Genomic DNA, 17,921 nt, shown 5'->3' with positions numbered 1-17,921 from the left:
TCTCGAGGGTTGGTATGACCGCGATCACACTCCATACCAGAAGAAACCTTCGCGAGCTTCCTGTCTTCCTGTGACCCGCCCTTCTCCGTGTCCTCCGTGCCCTCTGTGGTAAAAAAGCCTTTCGCGGCCTCCAGGCCACAGCGGGCGGCTATTTCTGGCAGGTGGGGCAGTAGCTGCTGGCGCGCTGGCCGATGCGGCGGGTGCGCAGTACATCGGCGCAGACGTGGCAGGGTTCCCCGGCGCGGCCGTAGACGTGCAGGGACTGGCGGAAGTAGCCGTGGGTACCGTCCTCGCGGAGGAAGTCGCGCAGGGTGGTCCCGCCCTGCTCGATGGCCTCGGCCAGTACGGCCTTGATGTGTGCGGCCAGGCGCTGGTATTCCGCGCGGGTGACCCGGCCGGCCGCGCGACCGGGCCGGATGCCGGCGAGGAACAGGGCCTCGGTGGCGTAGATGTTGCCGACCCCGACCACGATGGCCTGGTCCATGATGAAGGCCTTCACCGGGCCACGGCGGCCGCGGCTGCGCAGGAAGAGGGTGTCGCCATCGAATGCGGGGTCCAGGGGTTCCGGGCCGAGCTCAGCCAGGAGCGGATGCGGGGTGCCGTCGTCTGGTAGCGGCAGACAGCAGCCGAAGCGGCGCGGGTCATGCAGTCGGACCTGATAGCCGTTGTCGAGGTGAACGATCACGTGGTCGTGGCGCCGCAGTGGTGTCTCCGGCGGGCAGTGGCGCAGGCTGCCGGACATCCCCAGGTGCAGCAGCACGCCGGCGCGATCCGTCTCCAGCAGGAGATACTTGGCCCGGCGGGCCAGTCGGTGGACCTGCGCGTCGGCCAGCCGCGTGGTCAGGTCTTCGGGGACGGGCCAGCGCAGGCGTGGCTCGCGGACCTCGAAGGCGGTGATGCGGCGCCCGGCCAGCAGGGGTTCCAGCCCGCGTCGGGTGGTCTCGACCTCGGGCAGTTCAGGCATGCACGCCCTCGATCTCCAGCAGCAGCTCGCGGCGGCAGATGTCGCCGCGCACCCACTGCACGATCGGACCCGGGTGGGCCGCGTTGTAGTGTTCCGCCAGCACGGCCGCGACCCGGGGGCGGTCCTCCGGGCGGCGCAGGTAGACACGCAACCAGGACGGCCGGGGCAGCTTGCGCCCGGCGGTATTGTGCAGGGCCTGGAGGTTGGCGAGGGTCTCGCGCGCCTGGGCCACCACGTCGTCCGGGTGCCGGCTCTCGTGGCCGACGATGCTGGCGGTGCCGGAGAGCAGGATCAGCGGGCCGTCGGCCGTATCCAGTTGTGTGGCGCGGGCAAAGGTCGGGCTCTTCGGGCTGTAGCGCGCCGGGTAGTGGTAGGCGCTGACCTGGCGCGGGTTCTCCAGCGGTTTCGCCGGTGTCCGGGTGGCGATCAGGTAGATCACCAGCTGGCGCCGGTCGCCACCGATCGCGGTGGCGGCCGGCATGCTGGCCAGCGGGACCTGCAGGGCCTCCAGGGCGGCGGCGCGCCCGACACAGAACGCCTGGTAGCGTTCCAGTCCGTCCTCTTCGCCGTGGATATCGCCGAAGAAGTTCCAGATGCGCGCCAGGTGTTCGTAGCCGCGCGTGCGGCAGGCGGCCAGCAGCGACTGATAGGCCTGTTCGGTCTGCTCCCGCAGTCCGTGGTCCGGGCCGGTCCAGCTCGCAAACAGCACATCGTCGTGTTCCAGCAGGTGCACGGGGCCCTCGCGGGATGAGCGCGGTGTGCCGGGGGCGGTCCAGTATTCGACATAGTCATCCGGTGCCAGGGGGCTCAGGCCCGGATGGATCTCGAGGGTGCCGCGCGCGGCCTCGATCCCTGCGGGCTCGCGCAGCCGGATCCGCAACCCCGTGTCGGGGCCTGTCGCGGCTTCCGGCATCAGCTGGCTGCGCAGGGTGAGGGGCATCGTCTAGGGCTCCGCCAGGGATGCGAGAAGGTCCTCGGTCCAGCGTACGGCTTCCAGGTAGAGGCGGCTGGAGACCGGCGCGGGGACGGGGGCATTCGCGCTGTCGGGCGGCAGCGCGGGGCCCTCGAAGGCGGCAATGGTCGCCAGCAGCGGCGCCAGCGGGCCGCTCCCCTCCAGCAATGCCTGTTCCATCTCCGTGGACAGGTGGAGTTCGCCGAGGATGCGCCGCAGCGGCACACCCAGCACCCGGTCCAGGCCGGACAGCATGCCGAGCGTGAAATAGCGCTCGCATTCCTCCGGGGGCAGGCCCAGGGCGCGGGCCATCAGCATGCCCATGCGGGCGCGGATCATGACCTGTTCGAGACCGTGGCTCTGGCCGTCGGCGCCGCGCAGGACCATCAGCATCGCCAGGCGCTTGATTCGCCCCTGGCCCAGCCGCAGGATCGCGTCGTACAGGGAGTCCGTGGCCCGCCGGCCCCGGTAGGCCGGGCTGTTGGCGAGGCGCAGCAACTGGATCGCCAGCCCCGGTTCGGCGGCGATCAGGCTCTCCAGTTCGGCCGGCGTGGGATCGGGTGCCTGCAGGGCCTTCAGCAGGCGCAGCAGGGCGAGCTCCAGGCTCTCCAGGCGCTGCCCCTCGATCACGTGGGGGAAGGACAGGTGAAAGCCCTGGAACAGGCTGAACCCGAGGTGTCGGCAGCGCGCATAGTCCTCGGCGGTCTCGACCTTCTCGGCCAGCAGTTCCACTCCGAAGCCGCGCAGGGTGTCGACTTCCTGCTCCAGGCGTTCGCGGCCCAGGGTCAGCACGTCGAGCTTGACGAGATCGGCCAGCTCGACCAGTTCCGCGTGGCTCTCCTGGAACTGGTAGTCGTCGAGCGCAATGCGGAAGCCCCGGGCCTTCAGGCGTCGCACGGCGGCGACCACCTCGGTGTCGATCTCGACATCCTCGAGGATCTCCAGCACCACCTGCTCCGGTGGCAGGCTGGTGATGACGTCGTGCTCGAGGAAGCCGCGGGTCAGATTGACGAATGCCAGGTGCTCGCCGACGAGATGCTCCAGCCCGATGTCGATAAAGGCGCTGCGCAGGAGATCGGAGGTGGCCAGGTCGCCGTCGGTGACCGAGGCGGTATCCATGTGCCCCGCGCGAAAGAGGAGCTCGAAGCCGATCAGGTTCTCCTGATCGTCGAAGATGGGTTGCCGGCCGACAAAAATTGGTTGCATGCTTGCGTCAGGTGAACACGATCAATCACGGATGGGCGGCCACGACGAAGTGCGGCAGGCCGGCTCGGGAGGAACACACGCACCATGGATTCGATTGATGCGCCATTTGGCGAAGTCGTGGAGTTGCGTCAGATCCTGCACGACTCGGGGGTTCCGTTGCTGCGGGTTATTATCCGCGATGGCGAACGTTATACCAAGATCGAACTGGACCCGGCGACCGCGCATCGTTGGGGGCGCGTGATGACGCGCTGGGCGGAGACCGCCGCGGAGGGCAGCGCGGCATCCGGGAAGGGTGGTCAGCCGGATCCCGTTTGAGGATAGGCCCCGGGTACGCGTTGCGGTGCATCCGGGGCTTCCGGCCACGCAGACACAACACGCAGACACAAAAAGGGCCCGGCACCGCGTGAGCGGGCCGGGCCCTTTTTCGCCCGGGATCAGGCAATCGTGCCGGGAGGCGCGATTACTTGATCTTGGCTTCCTTGTACATCACGTGCTTGCGGACGACGGGATCGAACTTCTTGATCTCCATCTTCTCGGGCATGTTCCGCTTGTTCTTGGACGTGGTGTAGAAGTGGCCGGTGCCGGCGGAGGACACCAGGCGGATCTTGTCGCGTGCGGACTTGGCAGCCATCGTGAAGCCTCCTTAGACCTTTTCACCGCGGGCACGGCAGTCCGCCAGGACCGCGTCGATGCCGCGCTTGTCGATAATGCGCATGCCCTTGCTGCTGACGCGCAGGCGTACGAAACGGTTCTCGCTCTCCACCCAGAAACGGTGGGAGTGCAGATTGGGCAGGAAGCGCCGCCGCGTCTTGCGGTGGGCGTGCGAAACGTTGTTACCGGTCGCCGGGCGCTTGCCGGTCACCTGACATACTCGGGCCATCGGGGGACTCCGGAATTTGGGTCTACCAGAAAGACGGCGGACTATAGCGCAGCCCCGGGGCCGGTGCAAGGGAAAACCGGGTCTGCCGCGGCGCGCTCAGTTGGCCCCGGGGGCGCAGTGGGCCCGGACCCGGGGCGCCACGCCGCATTCGCGGGCCCAGGCCAGCGTCGCATCCAGCGGCATCGGCCGGGCGATGCCGAAGCCCTGGGCCGCGTCGCAGCCCCATTGTTGCAGGGTGTCCAGGGTGGCGGCGTCCTCGGCCCCCTCGGCCACCACCTTCAGCCCGAGATCGCGGGCCAGGCTGATGCTGGCACGGGTGATCTGGGCATCCACCGCGTGTTCCAGCATCTGGCGCACGAAGGCCTGATCGATCTTGAGGGTGGTGACCGGCATCCGCTTGAGATAGGCCAGCGAGGAGTAGCCGGTGCCGAAGTCGTCGATGGCGAGCGCGAGCCCGGCGGCGGTCAGGCGGTTGAGGGCGGTGATCACCTCGTCCGGATCGGCCATCAGGGCGGTCTCGGTGAACTCGAGTTCCAGGGCGCAGGGGGGCAGGCCGGAGGCGTGTACCTGTTCCAGCAGATGATCGGCGAACGCCGGGTCGAGGAAATTGCGCGCGGAGATGTTCACGCTGACCGGCATGGCCAGGCCGTGCTCGCGCAGGGTGGCGAGGTCTGCGAGGGCCAGGCGCAGGACGCGGCGCGTCAGTTCGTGGATCAGCCCGGTGCGCTCCGCCTGCGGTATGAACTCGCCCGGGGAGATGCGGCCGCGCGTGGGGTGTTCCCAGCGCAGCAGGGCTTCCAGCCCGATCAGCTGCCGGGTCTCCAGGTCCAGCTTGGGCTGGTAGTGCAGGTGCAGCTGGCCGTCGTCCAGCGCGCCCTGGAGCTCGCCGAGGAGCTCGACCGTATGCAGGCTGTGGTCGTCGCTGCGCCGGTCATAGCTGCGGTAGCGCCGGCCCGAATGGCTCGCCTGGTGCATGGCCATCCAGGCCTTGGTCAGCAGCCGGGTTGGCTCGTCCTGCTCGTGGAAGGGGAAGGACGAGATCCCCGCGTGGGCCCCGAGATACACCGGGATGTCGAAGACCTCGAAGGGGGCCTGCAGGGCGTCGATCACGGCCTGGGTCACCGCCAGGGCCTCCTTGCGCCCGCGGTGCGGCAGGATCAGCGCGAAGTGGTCGTCGTGGATATGAAACACATCGGCCCCGGCAGGACCGGCCACGCCCTGCATGCGGTCGGCGATGCCGCGCAGCAGGGGGCGCTCGGCGGCCAGGCCGAGGGCGCTGATGCTGTCCTGGTAGTTGTCCATTTGCAGGCTGATCACGAACACCCGTGTGGCGGCGGCCTGCGGGGACTCCGCCTGGCGCATCAGCTGCTGGACGTACTGTTCCAGCGACTCGCGGTTGGGCAGGTTGGTTACCGGGTTGGTGTAGGCCTGCTCCAGCAGGCGGCCGGAATGCCGCCGCAGGGTGTCGAAGAGCCAGCCGGAGAAGCCGCCCAGCACCACGTAGATGCCCGTGCGTGTGAGCCAGTTCAGGGCGGGCTGAGCCGCCCCGGTGGTGGTGTCCAGGGGCATGAAGGGCCCGAGGAGCAGGCCGGCCAGCAGCCCGAAGGCCAGCCCGCCCCACAGGCCGAACAGGGCCGCCCCCAGCAGCACCGGGATCAGGATGAAGTTGAGATAGGCCGTGGAGGTGCCGCCGGTCTGATAGACCAGCAGGGTGACCAGTACCATCAGGAGCGCGGCGGCGGCAGTCCCGGCGACCCTCCAGCGCTTGTGGATGCCTTGCGAGCGCCCATGCGACCAGGCGTGGTACGGGGATGCCCCCATTCCGGTTCCTTCGGCTTGCGCCATGATGTCGTGATTCCCTTATAGACGTTTCTCGCGCGGGCGGGGGCATAATCCGGGCCGATGCATCCGGGCGGCGGGTCGCTGTTGCCCGTCGCGGGGGCTTGGTAGCATCCGGGGATGGTACGGACTTTATTCTCCAGGACGGGGCGGCATGGCTGATCGGCGGTTGCAGGTCTTTCTAACGGTGGCGCGCTTGTTGTCCTTCACCCGGGCCGCCGAGGTGCTGCACATGACGCAGCCGGCGGTGACCTTCCAGGTGCGGCAGCTGGAGGAACAGCTGGATACCCGGTTGTTCGATCGCAATCACAATCGGGTCACACTGACCGATGCCGGGCGGCTCGTGCAACGCTATGCCGAACGCATCTTCGACACCTACGGCGAGCTGGAGGCCGCCCTGCGCGAGCTGAAGGGCGCGAATGGCGGGGCGCTGGTGATCGGGGCCAGTACCACGGTGGCGGAATACATGCTGCCGGCGCTGCTGGGGGCCTTCCGTCGCGAGCATCCGGATATCGGCATCCGCCTGCGGGTGGGCAATACCGAGAGCGTGGTGCTCATGGTCGAGGAGGGCAGCGTGGATCTCGGCATTGTCGAGGCCCCGGTGACCCACCGCAGCCTGCAGGTGCAGCCCTGCCTGGTCGATCAGTTGCGCCTGATCGTGCCGCCGGATCACGAACTGGCCACGCGCGAAAGCGTCCGCGTCGCGGACTTCATCGAGCGCCCATTCATATGCCGCGAGGAGGGTTCCGGGACCCGCGAGGTCATCATGGAGTACCTTGGGCGCGCCGGGTACGACCGCAGCAGCCTGCGGGGCTGCATGGAACTGGGCAGTTCGGAGGCGATCAAGGGCGCGGTAGTGGCCCGTATGGGGCTTTCGGTGCTGTCCGAGGCGGTGGTGGCCAAGGAGCTGGAACTGGGCGAACTGGTGGCACTGCCACTGTCACCGCCGCTGGAACGGCCGATCTCCCTGGTGCACGCGCGGCAGAAGTTCCGCGTGCCCACGCTGGAGGTGTTGATGCAGTTCCTGCGCGGATACTGCACGGCAGAGGAAAACCGGGATTGAGGTACGCGGTGCCGGGCAACGGCACCGCCGTCATGCGCCTGGGTCGCCGGTCGGAGTGACGCCGCCGCGACCCGGCCCCGATCCGTGTTTCCCTCGCTCGGACCCGAATACAAAATCAGGATTGACGCGACATGAAGAACTACTGCGTAGTGCAGCATACCTATTCCGAGTTTCTCGGACTGATCGAGTCACAGCTGGAAAAACGCGATATCGGCTTTTCCTACTATCGGCCGTTCGTGGGGCAGGATCTGCCCGGTTCCGCGGCCCAGTTCGACGGGCTGTGGCTGCTGGGCGGCGCCTGGCCGACCGCGGATCACGAGGAGAACCCGCAGGTCCCGGACGAGCTGTCGCTGATCGACATCTTTCGCCGTTCGAAGCGCCCGGTGGTCGGGATCGGCATGGGCGGTTTGCTGGTGGCCGAGCAGGCCGGTGGCACCGCCCACGAGGACCCGATGTATCGCGCGCGCTTCGTGACCGCGCACAAGACCGCGGCGGGCGAGGGCGACGAACTCGCCGAGGCCCTGGATGGCCGGCGGGTGCTGCAACTGGTCAATGGCCGGGTCGACCTGCCGGACGGCGTGCAGCCAGTACTGGTGGACGACGACGGCGACTGGCTGGCGATCCGGCCGGATGAACTGACCTATGGCATGCTGTTTCGACCCGAGATGAAGCCCGGGATGCTCGAGGACATCATCATGGAGGCGCGTCACAACCCGCCGCCGAACATGGGCGAACTCCTGGGCGAGGCGCGCATGGAATGGGGCGAGATGCAGAAGGTGACCGAGGACGTGATCGTGGCGCTGGTGAAGGCGCTGGGCCTGATGCAGGAACGCCGCAAGATGCCGGTGTTCAGCCTGAAGATCGAGGACGAGGGATGATCCCTCCACTGGGCATGGGCAGCGATGGCGGTCTGTCGGGAGGCGATCTCGGCTCGGTGCTGGGGGGCGCGCGCAAGAAGGGCCGCGAGGACCCGGCACGGGCGATCGCCGAGATCGCGGCGCGGCTGTCGCCCGAGGACCAGGCCAGCCTGCTGAAGTTTGCCCGCTTTCTGGAGCAGGAATCGCCGGCCCCCGCACCGGAGCCGGTGCCCGAGCCGGAGCCCATTCCGCGGCCGGAGAGCGAGTCGGTGATCAAGGCCATGCGCCGCCTGTCCGCCACCTACCACATGCTGGATCGCTCCAAGCTGCTGAACGAGACCTCGGCCCTGATGGGCCAGCACGTGATGCAGGGGCGCCCGGCGGTGGAGGTGATCGACGAGCTGGAGGTCGTCTTCCGTACCCATTACGAGAAGGCGGTGGCCCAGGACCCGACCCGTTCCGCGGACGGGGATGACCCGGAGGCGGGAGGAGCGTCGCGATGATCGACATCCTGCGTCAGTGGTACCAGCGTCATTTCACCGATCCGCAGGTGGTGATCCTGGCGTTTCTGCTGCTCGCGGGATTCCTGGTCATCATCTTTGCCGGGCGTATCCTGGCGCCGCTGCTGGCCTCGCTGATCATTGCCTACCTGCTGGAGGGCGCGGTACGGAGGCTGGTCCTCTGGCGCGTCCCGCGTATCCTCGCGGTCACCTGCGTGCTGCTGGCCTTTCTGGCACTGACCGTTGCGGCGCTGTTCAGTGTGGTGCCGCTGATGTCGGCCCAGGTGACCCAGCTGGTGCGCGAGCTGCCGGGCATGATCTCGGAGGGCCAGAAGCTGCTGCTGCAGCTGCCCGAACGCTACCCGCAGCTGATCACCGACGAACAGGTCCTCGAACTGATGGGGGCGATCCGCGCCGAGGCGACCCTGCTGGGGCAGCGCGTGGTGTCCTTCTCGCTGTCCTCGGCGCGGCACATCGTGGACGTGGTGATCTACCTGATCGTGGTCCCGCTGATGGTGTTCTTCATGCTGAAGGACCGTGACCTGATCCTCGGCTGGGTGCGCGGGTTCATGCCCCGGGATACCCACCTGGCCAGCCAGGTGTGGCGCGAGGTGAACCTGAAGATCGCCAGCTACGTGCGCGGCAAGTTCATCGAGATCGTGATCGTCTGGGCGGTCACCTTCCTGACCTTCAACTGGTTCGGGCTGGAATACGCGGTGCTGCTGTCGTTCATGGTGGGCATCTCGGTGATCATCCCGTACATCGGGGCGGCGGTGGTGACCATCCCGGTGGCCGCGGTCGCCTATTTCCAGTTCGGCCTGAGTTCCGAGTTCGCCTGGGTGCTGATCGCCTACGGGGTGATCCAGTTCCTCGACGGCAACGTGCTGGTGCCGCTGCTGTTCTCGGAGGTGGTCAACCTGCACCCGGTGGCGATTATCGCCGCGGTGTTCGTGTTCGGCGGCATCTGGGGGCTCTGGGGGGTGTTCTTCGCCATCCCGCTGGCGACCCTGGTGCATGCGGTGATCAAGTCCTGGCCGCGAGCCCAGCACCCGCCGCCCGAAACCTCGACGGACGGCGAGGCCGGTTCGGCCGAAGCCGTCACCAAGTAGCCCGAAATCCCGGACCTCCGCCGCGCCCGCCCGCGGGCCCGGCGGCTGGTTGGTCCCCATTCGATAACAAGAAGAACGCATGACCGGAACCGAGATCCTGATGAATGTGACGCCCCAGGAGAGCCGTGTGGCCCTGGTGGAAAACGGCGTCCTGACCGAGCTGCACCTGGAACGCACCCGTCGCCGCGGGATCGTGGGCAACATCTACAAGGGCCGGGTGGTGCGCGTGCTGCCGGGCATGGACGCAGCCTTTGTCGACATCGGCCTGGAGCGCACCGCCTTCCTGCACGCCTCCGACGTGGCGCCGGTGGAGCGCGAGGAGCTCAATGGCAATGCGCTGTCGGGCGGGGATGCCCCGGCAACCGCCGCGGGCAACGGGACCGCCAATGGCGGCGCGGCGCCGGCGCGCGAGGGCATCCGCGAACTGCTGCGCGAGGGGCAGGACGTCCTGGTCCAGGCGGTCAAGGACCCGCTGGGGTCCAAGGGCGCGCGCCTGACCACCTACATCACGCTGCCGTCGCGCAACCTGGTGCTGATGCCGAACCAGTCGAATGTCGGGGTGAGCACGCGCATCGAGGACGAGGGCGTGCGCGCGCGGCTGCGCGAGTCCATCGAGCAGCTGCGTGACGAGCTGGCCCCGCAGCACGGCTTCATCGTGCGCACCGCCGCGGAGCTGGCCGACTACGAGGCCCTGTACAACGATACCGCCTTCCTGAAGAAGGTCTGGGACAGCCTGCAGGAGCAGGCCGCCAGCGCGCCGCCGGGGACCGAGGTCTACGCCGACCTGCCGCTGGTCGAGCGCATCCTGCGCGACATGGTGGGAGTGGATATCGAGCGCATCCGTATCGACTCGCGCGAGACCTATCAGAAGGTCTGCAGCTTCGTCGAACGCTACCTGCCGGAACTGATCGGGCACATCGAGCATTACCCCGGCGAGCGCCCGATCTTCGACCTGTTCAACGTCGAGGAGGAGATCCACCGCGCCCTGGAGCGCAAGGTGGAGCTGAAGTCCGGTGGCTACCTGATCTTCGACCAGACCGAGGCGATGACCACGGTCGACATCAACACCGGCGGCTTTGTCGGCCATCGCAAGCTCGAGGAGACGATCTTCAAGACCAACCTGGAGGCGGCCCAGGCCATCGGGCGCCAGCTGCGCCTGCGCAATCTCGGCGGGATCATCATCATCGATTTCATCGACATGCAGGACGACGAGCACAAGCGCCAGGTGATCCGAGCGCTGGAAAAGGCGCTGGAACGGGATCACGTGAAGACGCAGATCTGCGACGTCTCGCCGCTGGGGCTGGTGGAGATGACCCGCAAGCGTACCCGCGAGAGCCTGGAGCACCAGATGTGCGAGCCCTGCCAGGTCTGTGGCGGGCGCGGCTACCTCAAATCGGCGGAGACCGTCTGCTACGAGTTGTTCCGCGAGATCCTGCGCGAGGTGCGCCAGTACGACGCGCGCGAGCTGCGGGTCCTGGCGTCGCAGAACGTGATCGACCTGCTGCTGGACGAGGAATCCGCCGCGCTGGCGGAGCTGCAGAGCTTTGTCGGCATCCCCATCCGCTTCCAGGTGGAGACGCTCTACACGCAGGAACAGTTCGACGTGGTCTTCGTCTGAGCTATACCTAATTCAGACATGGCCCGGATTCGGGCGATTGTCGCCAGCGGGGAGGGAGAGACACCAAGGTGAAGCACGCGTGCGGACCCAGCATGGATCGGGGTCCCGGTCGGCCGGGCAGGCCGCGTTTTGATCGGGTGGGGGAAAAATGAGCATCCGTTCACAAAGTGTGCGCGTGACCCTGGGGGTCCTGCTGGCCCTGGTGCTGGCGCTGGTGATCGCCATCCTGGCATTGCGCCTGGCGTTGCCGCACTGGGACGGCCTGCACGCCTGGGTGGAGACGACCGTCAGCGAGCAACTGGAGCGCGAGGTCTCCGCCGCGGGCATCGAACTGGGCTGGGCCGGCTGGTCCCCGGCGCTGGTGGCGCGGGAGGTCCGGGTGGCGATGCCCGAGGGCGAGCCGGTTGCCATCGAGCGCCTCGGGATATCGCTGAGCGCCGGGGCCAGCCTGCGTAGCCGGCACCCGGCACTGGCGGTGCGGGTCGAGGGTGTGGATCTGCGCCTGGTGCGCCATGCCGATGGCCGGTTTTCCCTCCACGGGCGCGAGATCGGCATGGGCGAGGGGCGGCTGCTCACCATCCCGGTGGCGCAGTGGCCCGATGTCGAGGCGGAGGCGATCCGGCTGATCTGGGAGGACCGCGGCGCGGGCCTGGAGTCCGCCGCGCGGCTGGACCGGGCGGCCCTGCGCACGGCGCACGATGGCTCGCTGCGGCTGTTTCTCGACGGGGCCCTGGACGCGCCGGACGCGGGTGGGCATTTCGTGCTCGGGTTGCAGGCGCCGGCGGCCGATCTGCGCGATGCGCGTTTCTTCCTGGAAGCGGATGCGGTGGACCTGACCGCCTGGCAGCCGTGGCTGGCCTACCTGGGCTGGCCCGCGCCCGAGGGCACCGCGACGCTGCGCCTGTGGGGTGCGCTCGACGATGGCCGCATGGCCTGGCTGCGCGGGGATCACGAGACGACTCTTAGCCTGGCCGGGGAGCCGGCCGGTCCGGCCATCGGCCATCGATTCGACTGGCGGGTCCGGGACGGTCGGCACCGGTCGTCCTGGAGCGGGACGCGGCCGGGTTCCGGGGACCTGCGCCTGGCCTACCGCCTGGAGGGCGAGCCCCGCGCGCTGGTGGTGGATGCGGTGGAGCTGGCGGCCCGCGATGTCGACGTCGAGCCCTACGCACCCCTGCTCACGCTGCTGCGCCAGGCGGCGCCCGAGCTGGCCGAGCGCATCGCCGACCTCCATCCGCGCGGAACACTGGACCTGGCCCGGTTCGAGGCACGCCGCGAGTCGGACCGGCTGCAGCCGGTCTGGGCCGAGGCCGATGTGCGGGATCTCGGCTGGCGCGCCGCCGGGCACGGGCTCGGGGTGCAGGGAGCGGCGGGCTACCTGCAGTGGCGTCGCGGCGGCGTGGAACTGCTGCTGGACAGCCGCGACCTGGAGATCGATCTGCCGCGGGTACTGGCCGAGCCGGTGGTGCTGGACACCGCCCGTGGCCGCCTGCGCGCCGAGCGTGACGACTCCGGGCACTGGCATCTGGCGGGCGAGGGCCTGAATGCCGCGAATGCCGACGCCGCGGTACGCGGGCGCATGCGGATGCGGCTGGACGGGCACGCGGCCGGCCCGCGGGTCGATATCGCCATGGACATCCTGCGTGCCAACGGCGACCGTACCGCGCGCTACCTGCCGCTGTATCACCTGCCGGAGAACACTTATCAGTGGCTGGTGGACAGCATCGTGACCGGGGTCTCCACGGGGGGCGGCATGGCCTACCGGGGACGCGGAGAGGACTTCCCGTTTGCCGACGGCGAGGGGGTGTTCGACCTGTGGGCGGATGTCGAGGCGGGCATCCTCGACTACCAGGAGGGCTGGCCCAGGGCCGAGGACGTCAGCGGGCGGCTGCTGTTCCACAACGCGGGCTTCCGCGCCGAGGACGCGCGGGGCCGCATCCTCGACACCGAGGTGCATGCCACCCGGATCGGGATCGAGGATATGGAGAACGCGGTCCTCGAACTGGAGGGCACGGCCGATGGTGATGCCGCTGATCTGCTGACTTATCTGCGTCAGGCCGACCTGCTGGACGAGGCGGCGGAACTGCGCGATCAGGCGCGCCTGACGGGCCCGACCCGGCTGGGGCTCTCCCTGACCCTGCCGTTGCAGGAGGGGCGCATGGACCAGACGCGGGTCGCCGGCACGCTGGATCTCCAGGGCACGCGCGCCGAGGTCCCGGGCTGGCCCGCGGTGCTGGAGGCCGTCGAGGGCCAGGTCCGGTTCGATACCGCCGATCGCATCGCGGCGGAGGATGTGACCGCGCGTGTCCATGACGAGACCGTCACCCTGGGGGCGGACTGGCCCCTGGGTGGCGAGACCGCACGGCTCACGGCGCGCGGGAGACAACCCCTGGGGCCCTGGCTGGAGGATTTTCCGGAGCTGGCCCCCTACCTGGAGGGTGCGGCTCAGTGGGAGGCGCAACTGCGCCTTGGCCAGGCGGTGGATGGTGTGCGTCTGGATCTGAGCTCGGATCTGGTGGGTGTGGCGATCGACTGGCCGGAGCCGATCGGCAAGCCGGCGGAGGAGGCCCGCGCGCTGGAACTGACGCTGCCCTTGGGGCATGACGGCGCGGGCATTGGCCACCTGACACTGGGCTCGGTCCTGCGGGCCCACCTGCGTCTCTCCCCGACTGCCGCCCCCGAGGATCCGGCCGTGCGCGGCGCCGAGCCCCGCACGGCGGCGCGCGGGGTTGCCCTGCAGGCCCTGGCGCTGGAGATCGGCGCTCCCCGGGCCAGCGCCCTGGCCCTGCCGGGGGCGGGTGTGTCGGTGCGTGCCCGCCTGCCACGGCTGGAGGTGGACCCGTGGCTCGAGGCCCTGGGCGAGGCCCCCTGGGGCGGTGCGGTGGATCTGGGCGCGGCCGGCGACGATGCCGAGGAGGCGGCGCAGGCCGTGGCGCTGACGCGCCTGGAACTGGATATCCGCGACCGTATCCGCTGGAGCGGGCGGGACCTGCCCGGGCTGCGCTTTCTGGGCCGGCGCGGGGACGCGGGCTGGGATCTGGAGGTGGCGTCCGACTGGCTGGCCGGCGAGGCCCGCTGGCGCCCGATGGCCGCTGGCGGGCGTGATCGCTGGGAGGCGCATCTGCGTCACCTGATTCTGGACGATCTCGAGTGGACCGGCGCTGGCGAAGAGGCCGAAGCGGAGGTGCAGCCCGTCACAGCCGGGAGTTTCGAGGATCCGCGGGCCTGGCCGGCGGTGGACCTGACGCTCGACAGCCTGGCGCTGGGCGATTACCGTTTCGCGGATATCGAACTGGGCCTGGAGCCGCAGTCCAGCGGTCTGGTGATCCGGGACCTGGAGGTCCGTGCCCCGGAAGGCGATCTCCACGCCGACGCCGTCGGCATCTGGCGGGTGTCCGGGGAGGGTCTGCCGGAGACACGCCTGGATGCGACCCTGTCCGGTGACGACTGGGGCGCGGCCCTGCGGTCGGCGGGGCTGTCGCGGGCCCTGGTCGGGGGCGCCGGCGACGGGTCGCTGTCGCTCGTCTGGCCGGGGCCGCTGTACGCCCCGAGCCTGGCGCAGCTGACAGGGTCCGTGGAGCTGTCGCTGTCCGACGGGCGCCTGGCGGATGTCGAGCCGGGGGCGGGTCGCCTGCTGGGGCTGGTCAGCCTGGACGTACTGCCGCGGCGGTTGCGGCTGGATTTCCGCGACGTGTTCACCGAGGGTTTGACCTTCAGCGAGCTGACCGCGGACGCCGTGCTGCGCGACGGGGACCTGCATGTGCCCGACCTGCGCCTGGAGGGACCCTCGGCCAAGGTGCGTCTGAGCGGCCGCACCGGGCTGGTGGCACGTGACTATGATCACGAGATCGTGGTCGTGCCGAGCCTGCGCACCGCGCTCCCGATCGTCGGGGCCCTGGTGGGCGGCCCCGTGACCGGGGTTGTGGTGCTTCTTGCGGAACGCGTGCTGGGGATCGGGGATCAGATAGAAGAGGCGGCCCGCGTCGAGTACGCGGTGACGGGCCCCTGGGACGACCCGCAGGTACGCGTGCTGGTGGAGCCGGCAGCGGAGACCGACGGGGCCGACAACGACTGATACCGGCGCGGGCAGTGGCGCCCCGACCGGTCTCGCAACGGACAAGCGGAGCAACATGACTCAGGTAGCGGCCATCCAGATGGCCTCCGGACCCCAGCCCCAGGCGAACCTCCTGGAGGCCAAGCGACTGCTGCAGGAGGCGGCCGACAAGGGCGCGCGCCTGGCGGTGTTGCCGGAGAACTTCGCCTTCATGGGCATGCAGGAGACCGATGTCCTCGGCATCGCCGAGGTCGCCGACGGGGCCGGTCCGCTGCAGGCCTTTCTCGCCGAGCAGGCTCGGCGCCTCGGGCTTTGGATCGTCGGCGGGACTATCCCGCTGCAGACCGCGGGCGGCGACCGGGTGCGGTCCGCCTGCCTGGTGTTCGACGATCAGGGGCAGCAGGTGGCGCGCTACGACAAGATCCACCTGTTCGACGTGCGCCTGCCGGACAGCAGCGAGGCCTATACCGAATCGAAGGTCTTCGAGCGCGGCGACCAGGTGGTGGTCGTGGATACGCCGGCCGGCCGCATGGGCCTGGCGATCTGCTACGACCTGCGCTTCCCCGAGCTGTTCCGGGCCCTGCTGGATCAGGGGGCGGAATGGGTCGCCCTGCCGGCGGCCTTCACTGCGCAGACGGGGCAGGCGCACTGGGACGTGCTGCTGCGGGCGCGCGCCATCGAGAACCAGTGCTACATGCTGTCGGCGGCTCAGGGCGGGTTCCATGTGAACGGCCGCGAAACCTATGGCCACAGCGCCCTGGTGGATCCGTGGGGCCGGATCGTCGGCCAGCTCCAGCGCAACCCGGGCGTGCTGCTGGCCGATCTGGACCGGGCCCAGGCCGCGCGCATCCGCAACAGCTTCCCGGCCGTGGAGCATCGCCGCCTGCCGTGCCCCGGGACCACCTGATCCGGCGACATAAACCCGCAACGCCGGCGCGCTTGAAAGCGCGGGCGGTGCCCCAAGCTCCATACTGAACCGACAAGTGCTGCCCCGCCTGCAAGTGCGGCGGGGCAGCCGATCTCCGAACCCGAGAGGACTGCATGATCGACCGTCTTGCGCAACAGACCCTGCTCGACCCCGCCGGTCTCGGCGACAGCGAGCTGAGCACCCTTCTGGGTACCACCTTCGGTCACGGCATCGACGGGGGCGACTGCTACTTCCAGTTCGCCAGCCAGGAGGGGTGGTCGCTGGAGGATGGCATCGTGAAGTCCGCCAGCTTCAATATCGAGCGCGGGGTCGGCATCCGCGTGGTGCGTGGCGAGCAGACCGGGTTCGCCTATTCCGACGACATCGCGATGCCGGCCATGCTGGAGGCCGCGAAGACCGCGCGCAGCATCGCGAGCGCCGGTCAGAGCGGGCGCATCGCCGTGGCCTCGCGGTCGCCGTCGCGCCCGGCGCTGTACGCCCCCGACAACCCGCTGGATTCGCTGGACGAACAGACCAAGATCGACCTCCTCAAGGAGGTGGATGCCGTGGCCCGCGCCGAGGATTCGCGCGTCACCCAGGTGATGTGTTCCCTGGCCGGGGTGCACGAGGTCGTGCTGGTGCTCAACGCCCGCGGCGAGCTGACGACCGACGTGCGCCCGCTGGTGCGCCTGAACGTGCAGGTCATCGTCGAACAGGGAGGGCGTCGCGAATCCGGGACCTCGGGCGGCGGCGGACGCTTCGGCTACCAGTACTTCCGCGAGTCGGACCGGGCCGCCGGCTATGCCCGCGAGGCCGTGCGCCAGGCGCTGGTCAACCTGGAGGCCCGCGAGGCCCCGGCCGGGACCATGAAGGTGGTGCTCGGCCCCGGCTGGCCGGGCGTGCTGCTGCACGAGGCGATCGGCCACGGGCTGGAGGGCGACTTCAACCGCAAGGGCACCTCGGCGTTCTCCGGGCGCGTCGGCGAGCAGGTCGCGGCGAAGGGCATCACCATCGTCGATGACGGCACCCTGGAGGGGCGGCGCGGCTCGCTGAACGTCGACGACGAGGGCAACCCCACCCAGCAGACCGTGCTCATCGAAGACGGCGTACTGCGCGGCTACATGCAGGACGAGATGAACGCCCGCCTGATGGGCACGCGCTCCACCGGCAACGGCCGCCGCGAGTCCTATGCCCGGCTGCCGATGCCGCGCATGACCAATACCTACATGCTCGGCGGCGACGCCGACCCGGAGGAGATCCTGGCCTCGGTGGACGACGGCCTGTACGCAGTCAATTTCGGCGGCGGCCAGGTGGACATCACCTCCGGCAAGTTCGTGTTCTCCGCCTCCGAGGCCTATCGGGTGGAGAAGGGCAAGGTGACGTACCCGGTCAAGGGTGCGACCCTGATCGGGAATGGCCCGGATGTGCTGACGCGGGTATCGATGATCGGCAACGACATGAAGCTCGATTCCGGTATCGGGACCTGCGGCAAGGAGGGCCAGGGCGTGCCGGTTGGCGTGGGTCAGCCCACGCTGCGGATCGATGGCATGACCGTGGGCGGTACCCAGGCGGCGTGAGCGCTGCGGGACCGGAGAATCGGCGTCGAAACGGCGACAAGGAGGCAACAGATGAATCTCGATTTCCTCGAACAGGAACGTTCCCTGCCGGAAGGGCATGGCCACGACCAGATCGTGCAGTGGCATGTGTTCCGCGCGCGCGACAAGGCCGAGCAGTTTGCCCACCACGTCGAGCTGGGCGAGGGCCAGGACCTGGTCGGCGGCTGGACCCGCGACAGCGTCGGCATGCTGTACTGGGTCGGCGTGCATGTCGACGACCTTGAGCGCTGGGGTAACGCCGGCGCGGTCCACAAGCACGGCGCCCGGGTGGACTAGATCGCCCGGCACCGCTCGCGGTCCCGGGTTGAATGGCCCGGGGCCGTTTCCCTGTTTCTGTATCCCTGACGGATATCCCC

Annotated in this window: 16 protein-coding genes; 10 read left to right on the top strand and 6 right to left on the bottom strand. The window is 69.2% G+C overall.

Annotation, left to right across the window (positions count from 1 at the left end; translation table 11 throughout):
- Window positions 1–148: 148 nt before the first annotated feature.
- Genes mutM through F614_RS0108085 form a run of 3 tightly spaced genes read right to left on the bottom strand, consistent with a single transcriptional unit; the run spans window position 149 to window position 3,122 of the window.
- Window positions 149–964 carry a bifunctional DNA-formamidopyrimidine glycosylase/DNA-(apurinic or apyrimidinic site) lyase gene (mutM, locus tag F614_RS0108095; RefSeq protein WP_019558688.1) on the bottom strand — a complete coding sequence of 272 codons (816 nt, stop codon included), beginning with the start codon at window positions 962–964 and terminating at the stop codon, window positions 149–151.
- Window positions 957–1,904, bottom strand: coding sequence for a hypothetical protein (locus F614_RS0108090; RefSeq protein ID WP_018867487.1), 948 nt, complete (start codon window positions 1,902–1,904; stop codon window positions 957–959). The genes mutM and F614_RS0108090 overlap by 8 nt, the downstream gene beginning before the upstream one ends.
- Before the next feature lie 3 nt (window positions 1,905–1,907).
- On the bottom strand, window positions 1,908–3,122 hold the full coding sequence (locus F614_RS0108085) for an EAL and HDOD domain-containing protein (RefSeq protein ID WP_018867486.1): 1,215 nt from the start codon (window positions 3,120–3,122) through the stop codon (window positions 1,908–1,910).
- Window positions 3,123–3,206: 84 nt separating this feature from the next.
- On the opposite strand from F614_RS0108085, the gene F614_RS0108080 reads away from it, so the two are divergent.
- Window positions 3,207–3,437 carry a hypothetical protein gene (locus F614_RS0108080; protein WP_018867485.1) on the top strand — a complete coding sequence of 77 codons (231 nt, stop codon included), beginning with the start codon at window positions 3,207–3,209 and terminating at the stop codon, window positions 3,435–3,437.
- 145 nt (window positions 3,438–3,582) lie between these two features.
- On the opposite strand, the gene rpmG is transcribed toward F614_RS0108080, so the two are convergent.
- The 3 genes from rpmG to F614_RS0108065 form a co-directional block, all read right to left on the bottom strand.
- Entirely contained in the window at window positions 3,583–3,753 is a 171-nt protein-coding gene (gene rpmG, locus F614_RS0108075) for a 50S ribosomal protein L33 (protein WP_017941410.1), read from the bottom strand.
- A gap of 12 nt (window positions 3,754–3,765) precedes the next feature.
- The gene (gene rpmB, locus F614_RS0108070; protein ID WP_017941409.1) at window positions 3,766–4,002 is read right to left on the bottom strand and encodes a 50S ribosomal protein L28; all 237 of its coding nucleotides are present in this window, start codon (window positions 4,000–4,002) and stop codon (window positions 3,766–3,768) included.
- Window positions 4,003–4,098: 96 nt separating this feature from the next.
- Window positions 4,099–5,823 (bottom strand): bifunctional diguanylate cyclase/phosphodiesterase, encoded by a 1,725-nt coding sequence (locus F614_RS0108065; protein ID WP_019558687.1) that lies wholly within the window; start codon window positions 5,821–5,823, stop codon window positions 4,099–4,101.
- 172 nt (window positions 5,824–5,995) lie between these two features.
- Here F614_RS0108065 and F614_RS0108060 point away from each other — a divergent pair, with 172 nt between their 5' ends.
- From F614_RS0108060 to F614_RS0108020, 9 genes are all read left to right on the top strand, one after another.
- On the top strand, window positions 5,996–6,904 hold the full coding sequence (locus tag F614_RS0108060; protein WP_018867482.1) for a LysR family transcriptional regulator: 909 nt from the start codon (window positions 5,996–5,998) through the stop codon (window positions 6,902–6,904).
- A 131-nt stretch (window positions 6,905–7,035) separates the two neighbouring features.
- On the top strand, window positions 7,036–7,782 hold the full coding sequence (locus F614_RS0108055; RefSeq protein ID WP_018877133.1) for a type 1 glutamine amidotransferase: 747 nt from the start codon (window positions 7,036–7,038) through the stop codon (window positions 7,780–7,782).
- Window positions 7,779–8,264: a hypothetical protein gene (locus F614_RS0108050; RefSeq protein ID WP_019583982.1), complete on the top strand. Its 486-nt coding sequence runs from the start codon at window positions 7,779–7,781 to the stop codon at window positions 8,262–8,264. Before F614_RS0108055 ends, F614_RS0108050 begins: the two co-directional genes overlap by 4 nt.
- Entirely contained in the window at window positions 8,261–9,370 is a 1,110-nt protein-coding gene (locus tag F614_RS0108045) for an AI-2E family transporter (protein ID WP_018877135.1), read from the top strand. The genes F614_RS0108050 and F614_RS0108045 overlap by 4 nt, the downstream gene beginning before the upstream one ends.
- Before the next feature lie 79 nt (window positions 9,371–9,449).
- Window positions 9,450–10,988: a ribonuclease G gene (rng, locus tag F614_RS0108040; RefSeq protein WP_018867478.1), complete on the top strand. Its 1,539-nt coding sequence runs from the start codon at window positions 9,450–9,452 to the stop codon at window positions 10,986–10,988.
- A gap of 148 nt (window positions 10,989–11,136) precedes the next feature.
- Window positions 11,137–15,063 carry a YhdP family protein gene (locus tag F614_RS0108035; RefSeq protein WP_038037301.1) on the top strand — a complete coding sequence of 1,309 codons (3,927 nt, stop codon included), beginning with the start codon at window positions 11,137–11,139 and terminating at the stop codon, window positions 15,061–15,063.
- 55 nt (window positions 15,064–15,118) lie between these two features.
- Window positions 15,119–15,949, top strand: coding sequence for a carbon-nitrogen hydrolase family protein (locus F614_RS0108030; RefSeq protein WP_018867476.1), 831 nt, complete (start codon window positions 15,119–15,121; stop codon window positions 15,947–15,949).
- A gap of 134 nt (window positions 15,950–16,083) precedes the next feature.
- The gene (gene tldD / locus F614_RS0108025; protein WP_018867475.1) at window positions 16,084–17,526 is read left to right on the top strand and encodes a metalloprotease TldD; all 1,443 of its coding nucleotides are present in this window, start codon (window positions 16,084–16,086) and stop codon (window positions 17,524–17,526) included.
- 51 nt (window positions 17,527–17,577) lie between these two features.
- Complete coding sequence (locus F614_RS0108020) at window positions 17,578–17,841, top strand: hypothetical protein (protein ID WP_018867474.1); 264 nt, start codon at window positions 17,578–17,580, stop codon at window positions 17,839–17,841.
- Window positions 17,842–17,921 lie beyond the last annotated feature (80 nt).

The organism is Thioalkalivibrio sp. ALE12, from assembly GCF_000381105.1.
Lineage (GTDB): Bacteria > Pseudomonadota > Gammaproteobacteria > Ectothiorhodospirales > Ectothiorhodospiraceae > Thioalkalivibrio.
Note: the sequence above shows the minus strand (reverse complement) of the source record. Positions and strands in the feature narration are given on the sequence as shown.

What these genes read in the sequence shown, in the direction of transcription:
- F614_RS0108030 (WP_018867476.1), top strand. Translation starts at nt 15,119, where the DNA reads ATGACTCAGGTAGCGGCCATCCAGATGGCCTCCGGACCCCAGCCCCAG.
- mutM (WP_019558688.1), bottom strand. Translation starts at nt 964, where the DNA reads ATGCCTGAACTGCCCGAGGTCGAGACCACCCGACGCGGGCTGGAACCC.
- F614_RS0108045 (WP_018877135.1), top strand. Translation starts at nt 8,261, where the DNA reads ATGATCGACATCCTGCGTCAGTGGTACCAGCGTCATTTCACCGATCCG.
- F614_RS0108055 (WP_018877133.1), top strand. Translation starts at nt 7,036, where the DNA reads ATGAAGAACTACTGCGTAGTGCAGCATACCTATTCCGAGTTTCTCGGA.
- tldD (WP_018867475.1), top strand. Translation starts at nt 16,084, where the DNA reads ATGATCGACCGTCTTGCGCAACAGACCCTGCTCGACCCCGCCGGTCTC.
- F614_RS0108085 (WP_018867486.1), bottom strand. Translation starts at nt 3,122, where the DNA reads ATGCAACCAATTTTTGTCGGCCGGCAACCCATCTTCGACGATCAGGAG.
- F614_RS0108020 (WP_018867474.1), top strand. Translation starts at nt 17,578, where the DNA reads ATGAATCTCGATTTCCTCGAACAGGAACGTTCCCTGCCGGAAGGGCAT.
- F614_RS0108090 (WP_018867487.1), bottom strand. Translation starts at nt 1,904, where the DNA reads ATGCCCCTCACCCTGCGCAGCCAGCTGATGCCGGAAGCCGCGACAGGC.
- rng (WP_018867478.1), top strand. Translation starts at nt 9,450, where the DNA reads ATGACCGGAACCGAGATCCTGATGAATGTGACGCCCCAGGAGAGCCGT.
- F614_RS0108065 (WP_019558687.1), bottom strand. Translation starts at nt 5,823, where the DNA reads ATGGGGGCATCCCCGTACCACGCCTGGTCGCATGGGCGCTCGCAAGGC.
- F614_RS0108080 (WP_018867485.1), top strand. Translation starts at nt 3,207, where the DNA reads ATGGATTCGATTGATGCGCCATTTGGCGAAGTCGTGGAGTTGCGTCAG.
- rpmB (WP_017941409.1), bottom strand. Translation starts at nt 4,002, where the DNA reads ATGGCCCGAGTATGTCAGGTGACCGGCAAGCGCCCGGCGACCGGTAAC.
- F614_RS0108050 (WP_019583982.1), top strand. Translation starts at nt 7,779, where the DNA reads ATGATCCCTCCACTGGGCATGGGCAGCGATGGCGGTCTGTCGGGAGGC.
- rpmG (WP_017941410.1), bottom strand. Translation starts at nt 3,753, where the DNA reads ATGGCTGCCAAGTCCGCACGCGACAAGATCCGCCTGGTGTCCTCCGCC.
- F614_RS0108035 (WP_038037301.1), top strand. Translation starts at nt 11,137, where the DNA reads ATGAGCATCCGTTCACAAAGTGTGCGCGTGACCCTGGGGGTCCTGCTG.
- F614_RS0108060 (WP_018867482.1), top strand. Translation starts at nt 5,996, where the DNA reads ATGGCTGATCGGCGGTTGCAGGTCTTTCTAACGGTGGCGCGCTTGTTG.